A 17,753-nucleotide genomic window follows, 5' to 3' on the forward strand; every position below is an offset into this window, starting at 1 on the left:
CTGGGGGCGACACGGCAGACCTTGATCGCCGCGGGCGGTGTCGCCATGGTCGGCCCCTCATGCTGCCGATCGAGACAGGATCCTCATGACCGATCAACGCGCCCCCGGCGCCGGCGACACCGTTTTCCTGGTCGACGGCTCTTCGTTCGTGTTCCGCGCCTACTTCCAGTCGATGAACCAGGACCGGAAGTACAACTACCGCGCCGACGGCCTGCCGACGGGGGCGGTGCGCCTTTTCTGCAACAAGATCTACCAGTTCATCCGCGACGGGGCGGCGGACGTGACCCCGACCCATCTCGCCATCATCTTCGACAAGTCGGAGGAGTCGTTCCGCAAGGAGCTCTATGCCGACTACAAGGCGAACCGCTCCGCCCCGCCCGACGATCTCGTCCCCCAGTTTCCGCTGATGCGCGCGGCGGTGGAGGCGTTCGGCCTCACCCCCATCGAGAAGGCGGGTTACGAGGCCGACGACATCATCGCCACCTATGCGCGCGAGGCGGCGGACGCGGGGGCCGACGTCGTCATCGTGTCGGCGGACAAGGACCTGATGCAGCTCATCAACGAGCGCGTGTCGATGTACGACCCCGCCTCCGGCGAAGGCCGCCGGGCCGGATCCGGGCGCATGGGGGTGCGGCCGGAACGGCGCATCGGCGTCGACGAGGTGGTGGAGTATTTCGGCGTCACCCCCGACAAAGTGGTCGACGTACAGGCCCTCATCGGCGACGCCACCGACAACGTGCCGGGCGTCCCCGGCATCGGCAAGAAGACGGCGGCCCAGCTCATCGGCGAGTTCGGCGATCTCGATACGCTGCTCGCCAAGGCCGACACCATCAAGCAGCAGAAGCGGCGGGAGAACCTCATCGAATTCGCCGACCAGGCGCGCCTCTCGCGCACCCTCGTCCGACTTGACGATCACGTGGACCTCGAATGGCCGCTCGCCTCCCTGACGATGTGCCCGCTCGAGCCGGCCCCCGCCATCGCCTTCTTCAAGGCGCTGGACTTCGGCACCCTCACCCGCCGCGTGGCCGACGATTTCGGCGTCGATCACGGCAAGATCGAGGCCGACCCCCGCTATCTGCGGATGGGCGATGCCGCCCCCGCCGCGCGCGACGAGCCGGAGCTCGCCGCCGGCCCCGCCACCCCCGAGACGCTCGCCGCCACCATGGAGGCCGAGCTCAAGGGCGGCCCGTTCGACCTTGCCGCCTACGAGACCATCACCGACGGCGAGCGCCTAGCCGCCTTCCTCGCCGATGCGGCGGAGACGGGCATCCTGGCGCTCGCGACCCGGCTCGCGGACGGGACGGTGATGCGCTCCGAACTCGCCGGCCTCGGCCTCGCGACGGCCGAGGGGCGCGCCGCCTACGTGCCGTTCCGCCACGACGGCGGCGACCTCATCAGCGACGTCACGGTGCTTCCCTTGGAGGAGGCCGCGCCGATCCTCGCCCCGGTGCTGACCGATCGCGGCGTCGCCAAGGTGTCGGCGGCGATGAAGCGCGACTATCTGGCGCTGCGCCTCGCCGGCCTCGAGGTGACGCCGCTCGACGACATCGGGCTGATGTCCTACGCCGCCGACGCTGGCGCCGGCCTCCACGACATGTCCGGCCTCGCCAAGCGCTTCCTCGACCACATTCCGCTCGACGATCGCGACGTGATGGGGACCGGCAAGTCGCGCATCCCGTTCGCCGCCGTGCCGCTGGCCGACGCGACGCGCCACGGCGCGGAGGAGGCGGACGTCGCCGTGCGGCTCGCGCCGCTGCTGCGCCAGCGCCTCGTGGCGAAGAAGGTCGTTACCGTTTACGAGACGCTCGAGCGGCCGCTCCTGCCGGTGCTCGCACGGATGGAAGAAGCCGGCGTCCTCGTCGACCGGGACGTCCTGTCGCGCATGTCGGCGGACTTCTCGCAGACCCTCGCCCGCATCGAGGCGGAGATCTACGAGCTCGCCGGCGAGGAGTTCAACATCGGTTCCACCAAGCAGCTGTCGGAGATCCTGTTCGAGAAGCTGGGACTGCCGGGCGGCAAGAAGACCAAGACCGGCGCCTGGTCCACCGGCGCGCAGGTTCTGGAGGAGCTCGCCGCGGCGGGCCACCCGCTGCCGGTGAAGCTCCTGGAGTGGCGGCAGATCTCCAAGCTGAAGTCGACCTACACCGACGCCCTCCAGGAGGACATCAACCCCGGAACGGGGCGGGTGCACACCACCTTCGCGATGGCCTCCACCACCACCGGGCGGCTCTCCTCCACCGATCCGAACCTGCAGAACATCCCGATCCGCACCGAGGAGGGGCGCAAGATCCGCCTCGCCTTCGTGGCGCCGGAGGGGCGGCGGCTGATCTCGGCCGACTACGGGCAGATCGAGCTGCGCGTCCTCGCCCACATCGCCGACATCCCGCAGCTCACCAAGGCGTTCGCCGACGGGCTCGACATTCACGCCCTCACGGCGTCGGAGATGTTCGGCATTCCGGTCGAGGGCATGGACCCGATGGTACGCCGCCGTGCCAAGGCGATCAATTTCGGCATCATCTACGGGATATCCGCCTTCGGCCTCGCCGCCCAGCTCGGCATCCCCAACGCCGAGGCGAGCGCCTACATCAAGCGCTATTTCGAGCGCTTCCCCGGCATCCGGGACTATATGGACGCGACCAAGAAGTACGTGCGCGAGCACGGCTACGTGACGACCCTCTTCGGCCGCCGCGCCCACTATCCGGAGATCGACACCAAAAACCCCTCGCTGCGCGCCTTCTACGAGCGGGCGGCGATCAACGCGCCGATCCAGGGGTCGGCGGCGGACATCATCCGGCGGGCGATGGTGCGCATCGAGCCGGCGCTGTCGGCGGCGGGCCTGTCGACCCGAATGCTGCTGCAGGTGCACGACGAGCTGGTGTTCGAGGCGCCGCAGGACGAGGCGGACGCCGCCATCGACGTGATCCGCAAGGTGATGGTGAGCGCGGCCGAGCCGGCGGTGAAGCTGAAGGTGCCGCTCGACGTCGACGCCCGCGCCGGGGCGAGCTGGGCCGAGGCTCATTAAGCTAACGGCCCATAATCACACACCGTTATGGTGGATCGTGCTAATGGACCCCAAGCCTCAATTCCCGACAGACGCGCCCGACAATGAGACGTTACCCTGGAGTATTCTTCGTCAGTACAGGACGAAGCGGATCCACTCTTGTATCGAATATACTCCGAGATCACCCAGATATCCTCAGCATCTCCGAACTCCTCTCAACAGCCGGGCCGCACGCCTTCTACCCACCTCGCGTCAGAGGAACCGAGTTCTGGAGAAACTTAACTGAACCGCGCCGCATCGTGTATTTTTCGGTACCACCGGCAAGTCAAGAATTCCTATATAACCTAAATGAAACCTCGCGCTATACACGCGAGACACTACCGCCTATCAGCACCATCACCCTACCCCATCTCACGGACAAACCCGACACGCTTCTAGACGAGCTTTCCCAAGAAATCCGGACATCTAATAAGCGTCCAATCAATGAACAATACCAAATATTATTTAATTTTCTCTGTCAAAAATATAATAGACCCCTTTGGATAGAGCGATCTGCGATGTCGATATTGATGGTTAAGTCAATATACAGATTATTTCCTGACGCAAAGATTGTACATATCATCCGAGATGGCCGTGATGTCGCACTGTCTATGTCGGAGCATCCCGCGTTTCGGATCTTAACTAGACTCAACGAGCGCCTCAGTAAGTTCGGGCTTCATCTCCTTGCGCCAAAGGGTGGGTATGGGGCGAGTCGTTTTTATTCGCTCGGCGACAGACTATTGGAGAGCCTCTTTCCCTACGACATCTACGCCTCCAAAAATCTCCGCCCCCAGAAAACAGCCAGTCTTTGGAACCAAATGGTGGCAATCGGTGAAGCTCAGTTGTCCAAAATCAACCCAGGACAGAAATTCACACTGCGATACGAAGACGTCACATCAGACCCATACAATACCATAAAAGGCCTGGTAGATTTCATGGGATTGCGTGCTCCTTCCGACTGGCTGAGGTCCGCCATTCAACGGCCAAAACCACGAGCGTCGCGTTTTGCGATCCTGCCGGACTGGAAGAGGGAAGCCATACAATCCGCTTGCGCGCCATCCCTTCAGAGGCTCGGCTATCCGCTGGAAACGTTCAGATACGCCCCCCAGCGTGGTGCTCAGGCCATCGTCGCACCACCCAAGGTGGCCAATGTCGCGTCGCCGACTCAAGAGCACCATTGACCGGCTCATCCCCGGTCGACCGCGCGGCGAGTGTGAAACCAAGATCCATGCACTGACTGATGGCCTCGGCCGGCGGATCGTTTTCCTCCCGACCGGCAGACAAGCTGCTGAGCCTCGATCGTGTCCCGCTCAGCGAGATGAAGCGCCCTGCCCGCGATGGAGCGGGGAACGCTCGGCTCGAAACGAGGATGCCGGAGGAGAGGATGCCCCCTCCTCCGGCGGGCAGTCCCGCCACGGCCTCCCCGCTAGGCCGCGCCGGGTGCTCGATCGATCACTCGGCCGCGGAGAGCGACTTGTGGGTGTTCTCCACGTAGTGATGCTCGCTCACCGGACGGACCATCAGGTTGGCGAAGAAGGCGATCACCAGCAGCGCGGCCATCGCGAACATCGTGGTGTTGTAGAGGCTCGAGGTCGGATCGACGGTGCCGGCCGGGGCGATCTCCATCAGCCGTGAGATGGTGACCGTGTTGGCCGAGACGAGCTGATCGAGCTGCGACAGGGGGGCGCCGAACCGCTCCTGGAAGGCGGACGGATCGACCTTCGACGCGAGGTCCGAGATGGCGCTGTCACGCGACATGTTGCGCAGATAGGTGATCGCGAACGGGCCGAGGACGCCGGCTGTCGACCACGCCGTCAGGAGCCGCCCGTGGATGCCGCCGACGTGCAGCGTGCCGAACACGTCCGCGAGGTAGGCCGGGATGGTCGCGAAACCGCCGCCATACATCGTGAAGATGATCATCGTCGCGATGTAGAAGAGAATGAGCCACATCACCGACGGATCGGTCGCCACCGCCGAGGCGAGCACCGGGATCGACAGATAGAGCAGCGTCCCGAGCACGAAGAAGCAGTGGTACGTGTTCTTGCGGCCGATGTAGTCGGAGGTGGACGCCCAGAAGAAGCGGCCGACCATGTTGAAGAACGAGATCATCAACACGAACGTGGAGGCGAACGCCGCGGTCACGATGAGCGGCAAGGCGGAGCCGAAGATGTCCGTCATCATCGTCTTGGCGACGCCGATCACGCCGATGCCCGCCGTCACGTTGAAGCAGAGCACCACCCAGAGCAGCCAGAATTGCGGCGTCTTCAGCGCCTGATCGATGTGGACGTGCCGCTTGGTGATCATCTGACGGCGTGAGGCTTCTTCCGTTGGTGGTGTCCAGCCCGCTGGTTTCCAGCCTTCTCGCGGCACCCTGTAGGAGAAGGCGGCGATCATCATGACCACGAAGTAGATGATGCCGAAGGTGACGAAGGTCTGCGCCGCGCCGGTGGAGCCGGTGCCGACGACGTAGACGCCGGGATCGGCGGCGATGTCGAGCTTGGCGACGTCCGCGGCGCTCGCCACGACGACCTCGACGTTGCCGGTCGGCGTTTCGGCGTAGCGGATGCCGTTCTCGGTGACGAGCTGCACGCTGTCGACCGGGCCGAGATAGGTCGGCGGAACGCTGTAGAGGCTGAGGAAGAAGCTGATCAGCGGCGCACCGATCATCGCGCCGCCGCCGAAGCCCATGATCGCCATGCCGGTGGCCATACCGCGCCGGTCCGGGAACCAGCGGATGAGGGTCGACACCGGCGAGACGTAGCCGAGACCGAGGCCCGCGCCGCCGATCACGCCGTAGCCGAGATAGATCAGCCAGAGCTGATGGGTGACGATGCCGATCGAGCCGACGAGAAAGCCGCCGCCCCAGCAGAAGGCGGCGACGACGCCGACGCAGCGCGGGCCGACGTCCTCGAGCCACTTGCCGGCGAACGCGGCGGTGAGGCCGAGAAACACGATGGCGACCGAGAAGATCCAGACGACGCTGCCGAGCGACCAGTCGCCCGCCGCGCTCGCCACCACGCCGAGCTCCTTGGTCAGCGCCGGATTGAACACCGACCAGGCGTAGACCGAGCCGATGCAAAGATGAATCGCGATCGATGCCGGCGGCACCAGCCAGCGGTTGAAGCCCTCTCGGGCGACGATGTTGTCCTTCATCAAGAAAGCGAAGGGCCCGCCTTTGGGCCGGGATGATGTGGCCATCTTCGTTCGATCCTCCCTGGATCTCGCGGTTGTTCAACGCTTGCGTGGCTTCAACAGTGCAGCGTCATTCTTGATTCGATGAGAAGTGCACTAACACCCCATCCAGCCAGCTGTTTTCCTGGCGAATCGGGGTAACGTCACGGTGACTTCCGCACTATATTGTGTCATTACCTGGAAAAATTCGCAACACCTGCGATCGATACAGGAAATGCTTCAGAGCGGATGGGTAATTCTGTCCCACCGCCGACGATGATGCTCGACATTTTGTCCAGAAAATGCGGCCGCGCCCGGGATCAGGCGGGTCGTTTTGTCCCTGGAAGCCATACAATGAAGCGGCTGCCGACCCCCGGGGCGCTCTCGGCGGCAACGTCGCCGCCGCGACGCGACACCAGCATGTGGCTGATCGACAGGCCGAGCCCCGTCCCGTCCTTCGCCTTGGTGGTGAAGAAGGGATCGAAGATCCGCGCCAACACCTCGGGCTTCATGCCGACCCCGGTATCGGCCACGCTCAGCGCCACGCCGGGGCGGCCGTCCTTGTCGAGATCGGCGCTCGTCAGCGTCAGCGTCCCGCCGCTCGGCATCGCATGGATGGCGTTGACGATGAGGTTGACGAGCACCTGCTGCAGCTCGGTGCGGGGCATCTGCACCTCGCGGGTCGAGCGGTCACAGCGCACCACCTCGATCTTCGACCGGTTCATCAGGTGCCGCACCAGGGGCAGGCACCCGTCGACGATCTGTTCCGGCAGGCTCGAGGAGGTGTCGGTGCCGTATTCGTCCGGCCGGGCGAACTGGAGCAGGCGGAAGATGATCTCGCTGATCCGCTCGGTCTGCTCGTCGATCAGCGCGAACTCTCGGCGCGCCGGCGCCGCAGCGTCGCCGAGGAGCGCTCGCGCGACCTCCAGATTGCCCTGGATGACGGCGACCGGATTGTTGATCTCGTGCGCCACCCCGGCGGCGATCTCGCCGATCGAGGCGAGCTTCTCGCGCATCACGAGCTGACGCGTGGTGATCTCGAGCTGCCGGTTGGACTCCATCAGCTCGTGGGTGCGCTCCTCGACGCGCGAGTTCAGCGTCTCGTTCCAGCTGCGCAGCTCACGGTCGCGCGCCTCGAGCTGATCGAGGAGGTGGTCGAGGAGACGCGCCGCCTGGCCGATCTCGTCGCGGGCGCGGGTCGGGCCCGTCCGCGCCCCGAGATCGCCGCTCTCCACGCGGCGGATGGTGGCGCTCATCCGCTCCAGCGGCTCGAAGATCGCGCGCGCCCAGTGCAGGAAGAGCGGGACGGTCAGCACCGTGGCGAGCAGGAAGGCGACGGCGATCGTCGTCAGCGTCTCGAGCCGCGCGGCCCGGAAGGGCGCCTCGAGGAAGCCGACATAGAGCATGCCGACCCGCTCGCCGAAGCTGTCGACGATCGGCTCGTAGCCGGAAATGTACCAGTCGTTCACCACGAACGCCGAATCGAGCCAGGTGCGCCCCTCGCCCAGAACGCTCTGCCGCACGGCCGCGGACACGCGCGTCCCGAGCGCCCGCTCACCCTCGAAGAGGCGCACGTTGGTGCTGACGCGCACGTCGTCGAGAAACAGCGTCGCCGTGCCGTGGCTGCCCTCCGGCAGGCTCGCCGAGCGGTAGACGAGATCGTTTATCGTATCGATGAAGGCGAGGTTGCGGTTGAGCAGCATGCCGCCCACGAGCAGCGCCTCGTCGTGCTCGACGGCGACGGGGCTCGCCGAGTGGATCACCATGCCGCGCGTCTCCGCGCTCCGGTCGGTCGGCGCGGCGTTCTCCGTCTCGATCAGCGGCAGGTTGGCGCGCTCGGCAAGGTCCGGCGAGATTGCGTTGAGCGTCTCCGCGGTGAAGCAGTCGATGGCGCTCGCCGGGCGCCCCGCGCGCGCCGCGGCGATCACCGGCCAGTCGGGACCGGGCAGGCTCGCCCCGAGGGGCGAGGCCGCCATCACCTCCCCGTCGAGGCGCATATAGGCCAGATAGTCCAGACCGCGCTCGCGGCGAGCGCTGTCGAGAAGGACCATCAGGCGTTCGCGGTTGCCGCTCTCGAGCACGTCCTTCAGGTTCGCCGAGGCGCCGAGGGCGCGCAGGCTCTCGGCCGTCTCGTCGAGGATCGTCGACAGATATTGCTGGGCGATCGTGAGGTCGCTGTTGACCTTGGTGCGCAGGAGCCCCTCGAACTTGGCGTTCCAGCGCAGGATCGCGAGCCCCAGCATGAGCGGCAAGAGCACCAGCATCGGCACGAGGGCGATGGCGAGGATGCGATAGCGGACCGAGCGTGGCGGCCGCGTCTCCGGTCCGGGCGGTTCAGCCATTCCAGCCGGCGACCTTGCGGTCGATGGTCTTGCGCGAGATGCCGAGGCGCCGCGCCGCCTCGGCGCGATTGCCGCCGGTCTCGTCCAGCGCGGCGAGGATGTGGCGCCGCTCCATCTCGGCGAGCGGCAGCAGCGGCGTGTCCCCTCTGCGCCGGTCGCGCGTCAGCTCGGCCGGCAGATGACCGAGGATCAGCGCCCGCTCGATGAGATTGCGCAGCTCGCGCACGTTGCCCTTCCAGTCGTAGCGGGCCAGCGCCGCACGGTCGGCATCCGACAGGCGCACCGGCGGCACGCCGAGCTGGCGCGACAGCGTCTCCATGAAGAAGTTGGCGAGGTCCTGCACATCGTCGCCGCGCTCCTCGAGGAGCGGCATCGCGATGCGCATCACGTTGATCCGATAGTAGAGATCGGCGCGGAAGCGGCCCGCTTCGACCTCCTCTTCGAGCGCCGCGTTGGTGGCGAACACGAAGCGCACGTCCACCTGCCGCTCGCGCTCCGAGCCGAGCGGGCGCACCCGGCGATCCTCGATCACGCGCAGGAGCTTGCTTTGCAGCGCCGGGGCGAGCTCGGTGATGTCGTCGAGAAAGAGCGTGCCGCCGTGGGCGTGCAGGATCAGCCCGTCCCGCGCGCTGTCGGAATGGGGCAAGGCGCCCTTCAGGTGGCCGAAGAGCTCCTGCTCCATGGTGTCGGCCGGGATGGCGGCGCAGTTCACCGCGACGAACGGCTTGTCCGCCCGGTCGGAGAGGGCGTGGAGCAGGCGGGCGGCGACCTCCTTGCCGGTCCCCGAGCCGCCGGTGAAGAGAACCGACGTCGGCAGGCCCGCGACACGGGCGATGTCCTCACGCACCTGCTGGATCGCGGGAGAGCTCCCGATCAGCGTCTGGCGCGAGAGCGTCGGGTTGGAGCCGCGCAGCTCGCGCCGCAGCATGGTGTTCTCGCGCTGCAGCCGCACCCGGTCGAGCGAGCGCGCGAGAGCGTTGAGGATCTGGTTGGAGCGGAACGGCTTCAGCACCAGGTCGACCGCCCCCGCCCGCAGCGCCTGGATCGCCGTATCGAGATCGGCGTAGGCGGTGATGAGGATGGCGCTCGAGAAGAAGCCGATCTCACGCTGCTCGCTGAGCCAGTCGACGCCGCGCACGCCGGGCATGATGTTGTCGAGGATCAGCACGTCGTAGTGCTCGCCGTCGAGCATGCGCGAGGCCTCGGCCGCATTCTGCGCCTCGGCGACGGCCTTGCAGCGCGGCTCCAACGTGCGCACGAGGAAGTTGCGCATGCCCGGCTCGTCGTCGACGACGAGGATCGAGGCCTCGGCGAGGAGCGGGCCGAACTCGCCGGTCGCATCGGTGCGCCCGGTCATGGCGCGCCGATCGCGCGGCGACGGCACGGCGCCCCGCGCGGCCTCAGCGATGACCAAGAAATCACGAACACGAGAGGTTGGTCCTTCGGCGGTCGAGGGGAACGCGTCGTCTTATCTAATCGAGCGCGCAGGAACAGGGGAGCCCCCTCTAGAGACAGATTCGTGAGTGTTGAAGACGACAGCAATCGAACATTACGATCGCGCATGTAGAGATCATTCGGAACTCTCGATCATGCTCGATCGGCTCGAAATGTTCATTGCGGTCGCGAACGAGCGGCATTTCGGCCGGGCGGCGGAGTCCCTCGGCATCACCCAGCCGACGCTGTCGCACGGGATCAAGCAGCTCGAGGAGCAGCTCGGCGTCCAGCTGGTGTTTCGGGCGTCCCGCTTCGGCAGCCTGACGCCGGAGGGCCAGAGCGCGCTCGTCTGGGCGCGGCGCATCGTCGGCGACGTGCGCCAGCTCAAGGAGGAGATGCGCACTGCCCGTCACGGCCTCGCCGGCCGCGTCCGCATCGCCGTGGTGCCGACCGCCCTCACCTGGGCCTCCAAGCTCGCCACCGCGTTCAGCGCCGCCCATCCGAAGGTCGAGTTCACCATCTTGTCGCGCAACTCCTCCGACATCCTGTCGATGCTCGAGAATCTCGAGATCGACGCCGGCATCTCGTACATCGACAACGAACCCCTCGGCCGCGTCACCACCGAACCGCTCTACGAGGAGGCGTACATGCTGGTGTGCGCCGAGGGCTCGCCCTTCGCCGATCGCAAGACGGTGCGGTGGGAGGAGCTCGACGGCACGCGCCTCTGCCTGCTCACCCCCGACATGCAGAACCGGCGGATCATCAACGAGAACTTCGCCGCCCGGAAGAGCACGCCGGTGGCGGCGATCGAATCCAACTCCACCGTCGTCCTCACGGCGAGCGTCATGACGGGAGCCTGGATGACCGTGCTGCCGCGGGATCTCGCGAACTTTCTGGCGGTCGGCAAGCCGCTGCGGACCATTCCACTCGACGGACAAGTGAAACGGCACCGCGTGGGGCTCATCGCCCCCTATCGCGAGCCGCACACGCCGGTTCTGCATGCGCTGTTCGACGAGGCGCGGCGCGTTGCCATCGTCGAACGATAGAACTTCTCAATCAGCCAACGAGAAAACGATATTGATTTAGACTTATTCAAGACCGAGGGTCGGCCCAATCTGGAGCGAATACCAGCCATGCATAACGCTGCCCTCGACCCCTACGCCAAGCCAGCCCCGACGGTGGAGACGATCGAGTCCATCGTGGGTGAGTACCTTCATCTCGAAGGCCCTCTGCTGCCGATCCTGCACGCCCTGCAGGAGAGCTTCGGCCACATTCCCGAGGCGGCGATCCCGGTGATCGCGCAGATGCTGAACATCGGACGGACGGAAGTGCATGGCGTCGTGACCTTCTATCACGACTTCCGCGAGGCTCCGGCCGGGCGCCACGTGATCAAGCTTTGCCAGGCGGAAGCCTGCCAGGCCGTCGGCGCGGAGGCGATCGGCGCGCGCGCCCTCGCCAAGCTCGGCGTCGACTGGCACGGCACCACGCCCGACGGGGCGGTGACGGTGGAGCCGGTCTACTGCCTCGGCCTGTGCGCCTGCGGCCCGGCGGCCCTGGTGGACGGCAAGGTCGTCGGCCGGGTCGACGCCACGAAGATCGACGCCATCCTCACGGAGGCGAATGCGTGAAGATATATGTTCCCCTCGACAGCGCCGCCAAAGCACTCGGCGCGGACGAGGTCGCCGAAGCAATCCGCGCCGAAGCCGGGCGCCGGGGCCTCGCCGTCGACATCGTGCGCAACGGCTCGCGCGGCATGGTGTGGCTCGAGCCGCTCGTCGAAGTCGACCGTGGATCGGGCCGCGAGGCCTACGGACCGGTGAGCGTCGCGGACGTCGGCGCGCTCCTCGACGGCACGCTCCCGAGCCACGGCACGGTCGAGGACATCCCCTTCTTCGCCCGCCAGACGCGGCTCACCTTCCAGCGCTGCGGCCTCGTCGATCCGCTCGACCTCGACGACTATCGGGCGCACGGCGGGCTCGCGGGCCTCTACCGCGCCGCCGCGATGACCGGCGCCGCGATCGTCGAGGAGGTCACCGCCTCCGGGCTGCGCGGTCGCGGTGGGGCGGGCTTTCCCACCGGCATCAAGTGGAAGACGGTGCTCGATGCCAAGGCCGAGCAGAAATACATCGTCTGCAACGCCGACGAGGGCGACAGCGGCACCTTCGCCGACCGGATGATCATGGAGGGCGATCCCTTCAGCCTGATCGAGGGGATGGCGATCGCCGGGCTCGGCGTCGGCGCGACCAAGGGCTACGTCTACCTGCGCTCCGAATATCCCGATGCGATCGACGTGATGCGCGCCGCCGTGCGGATCGCGCGGCGCGAGGGCGTGCTCGGGCCCAACGTGGCCGGGTCCGGCCGCGCCTTCGACATGGAGATCCGCGTCGGCGCCGGGGCTTATGTCTGCGGCGAGGAGACCTCGCTCCTCAACTCGCTCGAAGGCAAGCGCGGCACGGTGCGGGCGAAGCCGCCGCTGCCGGCGCTCGAAGGCTTCCTCGGCCGGCCCACCGTCGTCAACAACGTCATCTCGCTCGCGACCGTCCCGGTGATCTTCGAGAAGGGCGCCCAGGCCTACGCCGACTTCGGCCTCGGCCGCTCGCGCGGCACGGTCACGCTGCAGATCGCCGGCAACGTCAAGCGCGGCGGCCTGTTCGAGACCGCGTTCGGCATGTCGCTCGGCGAGGCGGTGGAGGAGATCGCCGGCGGCACGGCGAGCGGGCGGCCGGTGAAGGCGGTGCAGGTGGGCGGCCCGCTCGGCGCCTACATGCCGCGCGAGGCGTTCGACACGCCGCTGAGCTACGAGGATTTCGACGCCAAGGGCGGCCTCATCGGCCACGCCGGGCTCGTCGTGTTCGACGACACGACGGACATGCTCAAGATGGCCCGCTTCGCCATGGAATTCTGCGCGATCGAGAGCTGCGGCAAGTGCACTCCGTGCCGCATCGGCGCGGTGCGCGGCGTCGAGACCATCGACCGCATCGCCCGGGGCGACGGCGCCGCGGCCGCACTGCTCACCGACCTTTGCGAAACGATGAGGGACGGCTCGCTCTGCGCCCTCGGCGGCTTCACGCCCTTCCCCGTGATGTCCGCTCTCACCCATTTCCCAGAAGATTTCACGACCGTGAAGGAGGCCGCAGAATGACGTCTTCCACGATGGTCCTCGATGACCGCGACATGGGCACGCCGGCGCGCGAGGGCGCTCCCGTCACCCTGACGATCGATGGTTTCGAGGTTGTCGTCCCGGCCGGCACGTCGGTCATGCGGGCGGCGGCGGAGGCGGGTCTCTCCGTCCCCAAGCTGTGCGCGACCGACAGCGTCGCGGCGTTCGGATCGTGCCGCCTCTGCGTGGTGGAGATCGAAGGACGGCGCGGCACGCCGGCCTCGTGCACCACCCCCGTCGCCGAGGGCATGGTCGTCCGCACCCAGTCGGACAAGGTGCGCCGGATCCGCAAGGGGGTGATGGAGCTCTACATCTCCGACCACCCGCTCGACTGCCTGACCTGCTCGGCCAACGGCGACTGCGAGCTGCAGGACATGGCCGGCGCCGTGGGCCTGCGCGACGTGCGCTACAAACCGGGCGAGAACCACTACGACCCGTCCGCCACCGGCGCCCGCTCCCAGGCCGAGGCGCGGCTGCGCATGCCGGAGGGCGAGGCGAACCCCCGCTACATCCGGAAGGACGAGTCGAACCCCTACTTCACTTACGACCCCTCCAAGTGCATCGTCTGCAGCCGCTGCGTGCGGGCGTGCGAGGAGGTGCAGGGCACCTTCGCGCTGACGATCGAGGGGCGCGGCTTCGACAGCCGCGTGAAGGCGGGCGCCGGCGCCGACGACTTCTTCGCCTCCGACTGCGTGAGCTGCGGCGCCTGCGTGCAGGCCTGCCCGACGGCGACGCTGAAGGAGAAGTCCGTCGTCGAGTTCGGCACGCCGACCCGCTCCGTCGTCACCACCTGCGCCTATTGCGGCGTCGGCTGCTCGTTCAAGGCCGAGCTCAACGGCGACCAGCTCGTGCGCATGGTGCCCTACAAGAACGGCAAGGCGAACCGGGGCCACTCGTGCGTCAAGGGCCGCTTCGCCTACGGCTACGCCAACCACAAGGACCGCATCCTCAACCCGATGATCCGCGACCGGGTCGACGAGCCCTGGCGCGAGGTATCGTGGGAGGAGGCGATCACCTTCGCCGCCGACCGCATGCGCGGCCTGCAGGAGAAGTACGGCCAGAAGAGCATCGGCGTCATCACCTCGAGCCGCTGCACCAACGAGGAGACCTTCCTCGTGCAGAAGCTCGCCCGCGCCGTCTTCGGCAACAACAACACCGACACCTGCGCCAGGGTGTGCCACTCGCCCACCGGCTACGGCCTCGGCCAGACCTTCGGCACCTCCGCCGGCACGCAGGACTTCGATTCGGTCGAGCACACCGACGTCGTCATCGTGATCGGCGCGAACCCCACCGACGGCCACCCCGTCTTCGCCTCGCGGCTGAAGAAGCGGCTGCGTGCCGGGGCGAAGCTGATCGTGATCGACCCGCGCCGCATCGACCTGGTGCGCTCGCCCCACATCAAGGCGGCGCATCACCTGGCGCTGCGCCCGGGCACCAACGTCGCCGTCGTCACCGCGATGGCGCACGTCATCGTGACCGAGGGGCTGTTCGACGAGGCCTTCATCCGCGAGCGCTGCGACTGGGACGAGTTCCAGCACTACGCCGAGTTCGCGGCTGACCCGCAGCACAGCCCGGAAGCGACCGAGCTCCTCACCGGCGTGCCGGCCGCCGAGCTCCGCGCCGCCGCCCGGCTGTTCGCCACCGGCGGCAACGGCGCGATCTACTACGGCCTCGGCGTCACCGAGCACAGCCAGGGCTCGACCACGGTCATGGGCATCGCGAACCTTGCGATGCTGACCGGCAATATCGGCCGCAAGGGCGTCGGCGTGAACCCGCTGCGCGGCCAGAACAACGTGCAGGGCTCGTGCGACATGGGCTCGTTCCCGCACGAGCTGCCGGGCTACCGCCACGTCAAGCTGCCGGAGGTACGCGCCATCTTCGAGAAGGCGTGGGGCGTGCCGATCGACCCGGAGCCGGGCCTTCGCATTCCGAACATGCTCGACGCGGCGGTCGACGGCACCTTCAAGGGCCTCTACTGCCAGGGCGAGGACATCCTGCAGTCCGACCCCGACACCAAGCACGTCGCCGCGGGGCTCGCCGCGATGGAGTGCGTCATCGTGCACGACCTCTTCCTCAACGAGACCGCCAACTACGCCCACGTCTTCCTGCCGGGCTCGACCTTCCTGGAAAAGGACGGCACGTTCACCAACGCCGAGCGCCGCATCAACCGCGTGCGCGAGGTGATGGCGCCGCGCACCGGCTACGCCGACTGGGAGGTGACCCAGCTCCTCGCCAACGCGATGGGCGCGGGCTGGACCTACACCCACCCCTCCCAGGTGATGGCGGAGATCGCGGCGACCACCCCCTCCTTCGCCGGCGTCACCTACGAGCTGCTCGACGAGAAGGGCTCGGTGCAGTGGCCCTGCAACGAGAAGGCGCCCGAGGGCACGCCGCTGATGCACATCGACGGCTTCGTGCGCGGCAAGGGGCGGTTCATCGTGACCGACTACGTGGCGACGGACGAGCGGACCGGGGCGCGTTTCCCGCTACTCCTCACGACCGGCCGCATCCTGTCGCAGTACAATGTCGGCGCGCAGACGCGGCGGACCCAGAACGTGCTCTGGCACGAGGAGGACCGGCTCGAGATCCACCCGCACGACGCGGAGGTGCGCGGGATCAAGGAGGGCGACTGGGTCAAGCTCGCCTCCCGGTCCGGCGAGACGACCCTCAGGGCGAAGCTGACCGACCGGGTGAGCCCGGGCGTCGTCTACACCACCTTCCACCACCCGGACACCCAGGCCAACGTCATCACCACGGACTACTCGGACTGGGCGACCAACTGCCCCGAGTACAAGGTGACGGCGGTTCAGGTCGGCCTGTCGAACGGGCCCTCCGAGTGGCAGGAGAGCTACGCCGCGCAGGCCGAGCGCGCACGCCGCATCCTGCCGCCGGCGGCGGAGTAGGTCCGGTGACCCGCCTCACCGCTGCTCCGCGCGTGCCGCAGCGGGAGGCTCGGCCTCGCGCCACGGCCTTCCGTCCGGCATGCGCCGGGCGGATCGACGTCCACCGCCATCCCGAACGCAGCCGCCTGCCGATGTCCGATGTCGCCTGAAAAGATGGTCCACATGGCGAACCAGATCGCCACCTTCTTCCGCACCCAGCCCGGCGACGATCAGGCCGATCGCATCGCCTCGCACTTCAAGGACTTCTGGGAGCCGCGAATGCGCGAGCAGCTCCTCGACTACGTGGCGCACGGCGGAGCGGGCCTCGACGAGCTCGTCCTCAAGGCGACGAAGCGCCTCTAGAGCGCCGCGTCGAAGACACTTCCCAACACAGTCAAAGACTTGACGGAGGCCGCGGCGGCCGCCATGGCGCGCGCGCCATCGCCGGCGGCACCGCTCCGTGCGCGCCGGCGAGCGATGGCCGGCGGACAGCGGCGACGATCCCCGCTACACTCGGTTGAGGCGAACCTTCGGGAGGAGCTCCATCGGGGGACGCCTGCTCGTCGTTCACGGCGCGTCCGCTGAGGAATCGCGCCACGCTTGGAGACGCACCAATGGGACTTCGTCACTCAGCTTACTGCACCCTCCTCGCCGCGCTCGGCGTGGTGGCCGTCGCGGCAACGCCTGCCCTCGCGCAAGGCGAGGCGGAGGACGACGCCGAAGCCGTCGAGACCACCGTCGATCTGTCGGCCCTCACCTGCAAGGATCTGATGGGACAGGACGGCGAGATGCGCCCGCGCACCATCTCCTTCCTGCACGGCTACGTCGCGGGGGCGGACGGTGTCACCGAAGTCGACGTCGAGGCGCTCGTCGACGCGACCGCCCTGTTCATCGATCAGTGCCTCGACAACCCGACGGCGAACGCCCTCGAAACGTTGAAATCGATCGTCCAGTAGCCATCGAAGAAGGAGAACAAGCATGGCATTCTGGCGTCTCCTCACGATCGCTGCGGCAGCCGCGATCCTGGGGACCTTCCTCGCCGGCCCCCGTCCGGTGGACGCCGCTCCCCTCACGACGCCGCTGACGTCGGTGGACAGTGGCGGCCGATCGCTCCTCATCGAGGTGCGTCGCGGCGGGGGCGGTGGCCGGCCGCATGGCGGGAGAGGCCCCGGCGGCCGCCCCCATGGCGGCCATCGCCCGCCCGTCGCCCATCATCCCGGGCGGCCGCGGCCGCCCGTCGCCCATCACCCGGGCCGTCCGAGACCACCTGTCGGGGGTCGCCCGCCGGGCGCCCGCCCACCCGGGGGTCGTCCGCCTGTCGCCCGTCCTCCCGGCGCCCGCCCGCCTGGTGGTCGTCCACCGGTGGCTCGTCCGCCGGGCGCCCGTCCGCCGTTCCGTCCGGCGCGGCCTTGGCCGGGCGGCTGGGGCATGCGGCCGGGACGGGGCTGGGACTACTGGTATCGGCCCAATGTCGGCTGGGTGATCGCCGGAGTGGGTGCGGCCTCGCTCGCCGCCCTCACCGCCTCCGCCTACTACAGCAACAGCTGCAACCCGGTGGAGGTGCAGTCCTGCCAGACGTGCTGGCCCAACAACAGCGGCGAGCTCGTCTGCGGATCGCAGCAGACCTGCCGCATGGTCTGGGTCTGCCAGTAGCGACGTCACATCGGTCCCCCGGCGCCCGCGCCGGGGGAGTCCTCGCCGGCTGATCGGCCCTCGAATGCGGC

At 67.7% G+C, this 17,753-nt stretch carries 12 protein-coding genes; 9 read left to right on the forward strand and 3 right to left on the reverse strand.

Features of this window, described 5'->3' with window-relative positions; genetic code table 11:
• Positions 1-85 precede the first annotated feature (85 nt).
• Positions 86-3,022, forward strand: a complete 2,937-nt coding sequence (gene polA / locus JCR33_RS14725; protein ID WP_198882849.1) for a DNA polymerase I — start codon at positions 86-88, stop codon at positions 3,020-3,022.
• A gap of 83 nt (positions 3,023-3,105) precedes the next feature.
• A complete protein-coding gene (locus tag JCR33_RS14730) occupies positions 3,106-4,221 on the forward strand; it encodes a sulfotransferase family protein (RefSeq protein WP_198882850.1) in 1,116 nt (371 codons plus the stop codon).
• 271 nt (positions 4,222-4,492) lie between these two features.
• Here JCR33_RS14730 and JCR33_RS14735 read toward each other — a convergent pair whose 3' ends face one another.
• From JCR33_RS14735 to JCR33_RS14745, 3 genes are all read right to left on the reverse strand, one after another.
• On the reverse strand, positions 4,493-6,238 hold the full coding sequence (locus JCR33_RS14735) for an OFA family MFS transporter (protein ID WP_198882851.1): 1,746 nt from the start codon (positions 6,236-6,238) through the stop codon (positions 4,493-4,495).
• 293 nt (positions 6,239-6,531) lie between these two features.
• Positions 6,532-8,553, reverse strand: coding sequence for a sensor histidine kinase (locus tag JCR33_RS14740; RefSeq protein WP_198882852.1), 2,022 nt, complete (start codon positions 8,551-8,553; stop codon positions 6,532-6,534).
• Positions 8,546-9,910: a sigma-54-dependent transcriptional regulator gene (locus tag JCR33_RS14745; protein WP_198882853.1), complete on the reverse strand. Its 1,365-nt coding sequence runs from the start codon at positions 9,908-9,910 to the stop codon at positions 8,546-8,548. The genes JCR33_RS14740 and JCR33_RS14745 overlap by 8 nt, the downstream gene beginning before the upstream one ends.
• A gap of 232 nt (positions 9,911-10,142) precedes the next feature.
• Here JCR33_RS14745 and JCR33_RS14750 point away from each other — a divergent pair, with 232 nt between their 5' ends.
• The 7 genes from JCR33_RS14750 to JCR33_RS14780 all read left to right on the forward strand — a co-directional run bounded on the left by JCR33_RS14750 (position 10,143) and on the right by JCR33_RS14780 (position 17,682).
• Positions 10,143-11,033 (forward strand): LysR family transcriptional regulator, encoded by an 891-nt coding sequence (locus JCR33_RS14750; RefSeq protein ID WP_198882854.1) that lies wholly within the window; start codon positions 10,143-10,145, stop codon positions 11,031-11,033.
• An 87-nt stretch (positions 11,034-11,120) separates the two neighbouring features.
• Complete coding sequence (locus tag JCR33_RS14755) at positions 11,121-11,615, forward strand: formate dehydrogenase subunit gamma (RefSeq protein ID WP_198882855.1); 495 nt, start codon at positions 11,121-11,123, stop codon at positions 11,613-11,615.
• Positions 11,612-13,129 carry a formate dehydrogenase beta subunit gene (locus tag JCR33_RS14760; RefSeq protein ID WP_198882856.1) on the forward strand — a complete coding sequence of 506 codons (1,518 nt, stop codon included), beginning with the start codon at positions 11,612-11,614 and terminating at the stop codon, positions 13,127-13,129. The genes JCR33_RS14755 and JCR33_RS14760 overlap by 4 nt, the downstream gene beginning before the upstream one ends.
• Before the next feature lie 11 nt (positions 13,130-13,140).
• Positions 13,141-16,050, forward strand: coding sequence for a formate dehydrogenase subunit alpha (gene fdhF / locus JCR33_RS14765; protein ID WP_232372593.1), 2,910 nt, complete (start codon positions 13,141-13,143; stop codon positions 16,048-16,050).
• A 138-nt stretch (positions 16,051-16,188) separates the two neighbouring features.
• Positions 16,189-16,392, forward strand: a complete 204-nt coding sequence (locus JCR33_RS14770; RefSeq protein ID WP_198882858.1) for a formate dehydrogenase subunit delta — start codon at positions 16,189-16,191, stop codon at positions 16,390-16,392.
• Positions 16,393-16,643: 251 nt separating this feature from the next.
• The gene (locus JCR33_RS14775) at positions 16,644-16,985 is read left to right on the forward strand and encodes an HdeA/HdeB family chaperone (RefSeq protein WP_198882859.1); all 342 of its coding nucleotides are present in this window, start codon (positions 16,644-16,646) and stop codon (positions 16,983-16,985) included.
• A 472-nt stretch (positions 16,986-17,457) separates the two neighbouring features.
• Positions 17,458-17,682: a hypothetical protein gene (locus JCR33_RS14780; protein ID WP_198882860.1), complete on the forward strand. Its 225-nt coding sequence runs from the start codon at positions 17,458-17,460 to the stop codon at positions 17,680-17,682.
• Positions 17,683-17,753: the final 71 nt, after the last annotated feature.

It is taken from the genome of Acuticoccus mangrovi, from assembly GCF_016411865.1.
In the GTDB taxonomy this organism is placed as follows: domain Bacteria; phylum Pseudomonadota; class Alphaproteobacteria; order Rhizobiales; family Amorphaceae; genus Acuticoccus; species Acuticoccus mangrovi.

Bases quoted from the DNA above. Each gene is read 5' to 3' on its own strand.
- polA (WP_198882849.1), top strand. From the start codon at position 86: ATGACCGATCAACGCGCCCCCGGCGCCGGCGACACCGTTTTCCTGGTC.
- JCR33_RS14730 (WP_198882850.1), top strand. From the start codon at position 3,106: ATGAGACGTTACCCTGGAGTATTCTTCGTCAGTACAGGACGAAGCGGA.
- JCR33_RS14735 (WP_198882851.1), bottom strand. From the start codon at position 6,238: ATGGCCACATCATCCCGGCCCAAAGGCGGGCCCTTCGCTTTCTTGATG.
- JCR33_RS14740 (WP_198882852.1), bottom strand. From the start codon at position 8,553: ATGGCTGAACCGCCCGGACCGGAGACGCGGCCGCCACGCTCGGTCCGC.
- JCR33_RS14745 (WP_198882853.1), bottom strand. From the start codon at position 9,910: ATGACCGGGCGCACCGATGCGACCGGCGAGTTCGGCCCGCTCCTCGCC.
- JCR33_RS14750 (WP_198882854.1), top strand. From the start codon at position 10,143: ATGCTCGATCGGCTCGAAATGTTCATTGCGGTCGCGAACGAGCGGCAT.
- JCR33_RS14755 (WP_198882855.1), top strand. From the start codon at position 11,121: ATGCATAACGCTGCCCTCGACCCCTACGCCAAGCCAGCCCCGACGGTG.
- fdhF (WP_232372593.1), top strand. From the start codon at position 13,141: ATGGTCCTCGATGACCGCGACATGGGCACGCCGGCGCGCGAGGGCGCT.
- JCR33_RS14770 (WP_198882858.1), top strand. From the start codon at position 16,189: ATGTCGCCTGAAAAGATGGTCCACATGGCGAACCAGATCGCCACCTTC.
- JCR33_RS14775 (WP_198882859.1), top strand. From the start codon at position 16,644: ATGGGACTTCGTCACTCAGCTTACTGCACCCTCCTCGCCGCGCTCGGC.
- JCR33_RS14780 (WP_198882860.1), top strand. From the start codon at position 17,458: ATGCGGCCGGGACGGGGCTGGGACTACTGGTATCGGCCCAATGTCGGC.